This is a genomic window from Streptococcus sp. 1453, assembly GCF_013276955.1.
Lineage (GTDB): Bacteria > Bacillota > Bacilli > Lactobacillales > Streptococcaceae > Streptococcus.
Map to the genome: position 1 here is coordinate 1 of NZ_VMLZ01000017.1, position 423 is coordinate 423.

The following is a 423-nucleotide window of genomic DNA, read 5'->3' on the forward strand; positions in this document are numbered from 1 at the left end:
TGGGGACACTAACAATGGTGGTAATACCAACAATGGTGGCAACACTAATAACGGTGGGGACACTAACAATGGTGGCAACACTAACAATGGTGGCAACACTAACACCGGTGGCAACACTAACAATGGTGGTAACACCAACAATGGTGGCAACACTAATAACGGTGGGGGCACTAACAATGGTGGCAACACTAACAATGGTGGCAACACTAACAATGGTGGTAATACCAACAATGGTGGCAACACTAACAATGGTGGTAACACCAACACCGGTGGTAACACTAACAATGGTGGTAACACTAATAACGGTGGCAACACTAATAACGGTGGCAACACCAACACCGGTGGCAACACCAACACCGGTGGCAACACTAACACCAGTGGCAACACTAACACCGGTGGCAGCACTAATAACGGTGGGGACAC

1 protein-coding gene is annotated in these 423 nt (G+C 48.2%); it reads right to left on the reverse strand.

The window, feature by feature from the left end; translation table 11 throughout:
• The coding region (locus HW098_RS09080) for a hypothetical protein (protein ID WP_205403005.1) at window positions 1–423 on the reverse strand (423 nt) is incomplete at both ends.